This window comes from Robinsoniella sp., from assembly GCF_034124845.1.
This window is the reverse complement of the sequence record NZ_JAWYAJ010000130.1, coordinates 1-3,433: the sequence shown is the minus strand read 5'-3', so window position 1 is coordinate 3,433 and position 3,433 is coordinate 1. Positions and strand designations below refer to the sequence as shown.

The window sequence follows — 3,433 nt, the reverse complement described above, 5'->3', positions numbered from 1 at the left end:
CGGGTACTGATTGCAGATACTTTAAATGAACTGGAACAGAATCTGTACTACGCTACAGACGATGTGACCAGTATCAAACATTTTCTGGCGGATATCTACATCCAGATTAAATCCATCCTGACCCATACATATATAAGCATTGAAATACCGTTTCCCACAAATGCCGCTATTATTGAGCTTCTTGAAAATAAATATTACTGCTATGAGATCATACAATTTTTCTCAGAACAATTTGAAATGTGCATGAACGCTGTAGGCAGCTCTTCCAGTGAAAGTGTCCTGGATGACATCCTGCACTACATCAAACACAACTACCGTGAGAACCTGAAGCTGGAATCCATTGCCCCTCTCTTTGGGTACAATTCCTCCTATCTGGGAAAAATCTTCAATAAAAAAGTCGGCGAAAGCTTCAACTCCTATATCGACCACGTCCGCATCGACTGCTCCAAAAAGCTGCTGCAGGAAAATACCCTGAAAGTATATGAAATAGCGGAGCAGGTAGGCTACAAAAACGTTGACTACTTCCATAAAAAGTTCAAAAAATATGTTGGCATAAGTCCCGCCGAGTTTCGGAAGGAAAGCAGTAATTTGGGGTGAGAGGGATCTACACCATGCTGGGAAAACCAGGTTTGTGGCAATTATCAGACACCCCTTTATCTTATTCCCAGGAAAATCCCAGCCCGTCCAAAAATGCTTTTGCCACAATCATATGTCCCTGTACATTGGGATGCACACGGTCGCTGCAGATGATGTATGGGGAGAGTTCTTCCAAAAACGCATCTATTTTCTTCTGCACATCCACATATAACAATCCGTGGCGGGCAGCCGTTTCCCTGGCAATATCAGCATATTCATCAACCATCCTGCGCATTGGATCCTGTCTGTTGGGTTCAATCATAAAAGGACTCATAATAAAAATATCTTTTACTTTTGGCTTTGTTTCTGTAATCAGTTCATCATAGATCCTTCTGTACTCCTCCGTACCGACCTGTTCTGTCTGCTGCAGGACTCCGTCAAAATGCCTCCACACATCGTTTATCCCAATCATGACCGACACATAATCCGGCTTTAGATCCAGAACATCTTTTTGCCAGCGTTTCTTAAGATCCCGGATCGTATTGCCGTTGACTCCTTTATTTGCAACCATAATGCCGTAAGACGGTGCAAGTCCCGTCAGACATGCATTTACAAGATTGACATACCCGTCACCGAAAGATCCCCATCCTGCCGGCGTGGCATTATAGTCCCTTCCGCAGTCTGTTATGGAATCTCCAATCATGACTAATCTGCTTCTTTTTTCCAGTCTCATCTTCATTCATCCTCCTGTTTTACCAGATCCTGTTTGAAAAGTCATTCCTGCCTTTTTAAGATCTTAACATCTTTGCCCGGCAGCATGATCATTTCTCCTACATTATAAACCTCTCCGGAGAGTAATTCCACAAATTTTTCCGCAGCGGTTACCTTCTTTTCCTGGTCAGCGTGGTTCATTAAGAAGATATAAGCCCCGTTTCCATTCCGGCGTTCTGCCGCTTCTACTTCTTCTGGTGTCTCCATCACAGGATGTATTTCAGCCTGCTGCAGTATTTCCCCTAAAAATCCGGCATAGAAACCGCCGTCTGACCTGGTTCCTACATAATATGCCTGTCCCTGCCCGAAAGAATTCCTGGTTATAACGGGAGTGCCCTTATAAAAGTCTGTTTCATATACGCCAAGGACTTCAGCACCTTCTGTATGGATAATATCACATAGTATTTTCGCGGGATACTGCCCCCTGCCATAGGAAAATCTGTTTTCCGCCCCAAAGGAAAGGGCATCGGTTTCTTCCACCCAAATGCCAAGAATATCTCTAAGCCTGCCGGGATAGCCGCCTGTAATGACCAGATCATGTTCATCTACAATCCCGCTAAAGTAGGTTACAATCAAGATTCCTCCATTTTGGGTAAAGCTGCGCAGTTTTTCATCTACACCGGGTTTGGTCATATAAAGCAGCGGCACTATCACCACTTTATAATGGCTCAGATCTTCTTTGGTTCCTACAATATCGGTTGCAATATTCATTTCATGCAGCGCTTCGTAATAGCTTCGTACCTCATCATAATATTTCAGTTCACAGCTGGGTCCGGCTGAATATTCTACTGCCCACCAATTTTCCCAGTCAAAGAGTATTGCCGTTTCAGCCGGTGTCCTTCCGCCCAGCAGTTCACCTCCAAGCTTCTCCAGCTCTTTCCCAAGTGCCGCCGTTTCCCGGAACACACGGGTATTCTCATGTCCTGCATGGTCAATCACCGCTCCATGGAATTTTTCGCAGGCTCCGATACTTCTTCTCATCTGGAAGAACATGACGGCATCTGCTCCGTGTGCAATCGCCTGGTAGCTCCAAAGGCGCATAACCCCCGGCCTTTTCAGAGCGTTATATGCCTGCCAGTTTGTGACGCTGGGGGTCTGCTCCATTAGTACAAAAGGATTCCCGCCCTTTAATCCCCTCATTAAATCGTGGGACAGCGCCATCTGTGCCCTGGAATCCTGATTGGATGGATAGCTGTCCCAGGAAATGAAATCCATGCTTTCAGACCATTTCCGGTAATCCAGATTTTTATAAAATCCCATGAGGTTAGTCGTAACCGGTAAATCCGGCGTAAACTCTTTTACTGCCCGATACTCTGCTTCAAAGCAGTGCTGCATGCTTTCGGAATTGAATCTGCGGTAATCCAGGGAAATCCCCTGGAACATAGTCCGCTCATCTCCAAAATGTTCGCTCAATAAATTAGGCAGTACAATTTCATCCCAGTCGTAAAAGGTGTGCCCCCAGAATGCCGTATTCCATGACCGGTTTAAGGCATCCAGAGTATGATACCTGCCTTTCAGCCATTCCCGGAATGCCTCCTCACACTGTCCGCAATAGCACTCCCCTCCGTATTCATTGGATATATGCCATGCCACAATATTCTCATAATTCTGATACCTTTTAGCCAGTTCCCTTGCCAGACGTACCGAATATTTCCGATATGTGGGGCTATTGGGGCAGGAATTATGCCTGCCCCCAAACTTTCGTTTCTTACCGTCTGCTTCTGTGCGTAATATGTCGGGATACCGTTTTGCCATCCATGCGGGATGGGCACCCGTAGACGTAGCCAGACACACCTTCAGTCCGTTTTTCTTTACCAGATCCATGATTTTATCCAGCCTGTCAAAGGAATAGCTTTCTTCATCCTTCTGAAGAGCCGCCCAGTTAAATACATTCAATGTGACAATATCAATCCCGGCAAGGGCAAACAGCCGCATATCTTCTTCCCAGACATTTTCTTCCCACTGCTCCGGATTATAGTCACCGCCGTACAATATTTTTTTTGCTTTATCACTATACGTCATATTTATCCCCCTGCATACCGCTGACGGGTCTGCGGTACTGCTTCAATAGAAAGTATGGAACGCT

3 protein-coding genes are annotated in these 3,433 nt (G+C 45.5%); 1 reads left to right on the top strand and 2 read right to left on the bottom strand.

Translation table 11 applies throughout. The features are described from left to right. Window positions 1–597 (top strand): helix-turn-helix transcriptional regulator (locus ACH2DQ_RS06275; protein WP_395026005.1); only part of this gene is annotated, 597 nt, incomplete at its 5' end. Window positions 598–658: 61 nt separating this feature from the next. Here ACH2DQ_RS06275 and ACH2DQ_RS06270 read toward each other — a convergent pair. Both ACH2DQ_RS06270 and ACH2DQ_RS06265 read right to left on the bottom strand, forming a co-directional pair. Then, window positions 659–1,315, bottom strand: coding sequence for an SGNH/GDSL hydrolase family protein (locus ACH2DQ_RS06270; protein WP_394915200.1), 657 nt, complete (start codon window positions 1,313–1,315; stop codon window positions 659–661). 35 nt (window positions 1,316–1,350) lie between these two features. Then, window positions 1,351–3,369 (bottom strand): beta-galactosidase, encoded by a 2,019-nt coding sequence (locus tag ACH2DQ_RS06265; protein WP_394915199.1) that lies wholly within the window; start codon window positions 3,367–3,369, stop codon window positions 1,351–1,353. Window positions 3,370–3,433: the final 64 nt, after the last annotated feature.

Excerpts from the sequence above, each read along its gene's own strand:
- ACH2DQ_RS06270 (WP_394915200.1), bottom strand. The coding sequence starts at position 1,315 with ATGAAGATGAGACTGGAAAAAAGAAGCAGATTAGTCATGATTGGAGAT.
- ACH2DQ_RS06265 (WP_394915199.1), bottom strand. The coding sequence starts at position 3,369 with ATGACGTATAGTGATAAAGCAAAAAAAATATTGTACGGCGGTGACTAT.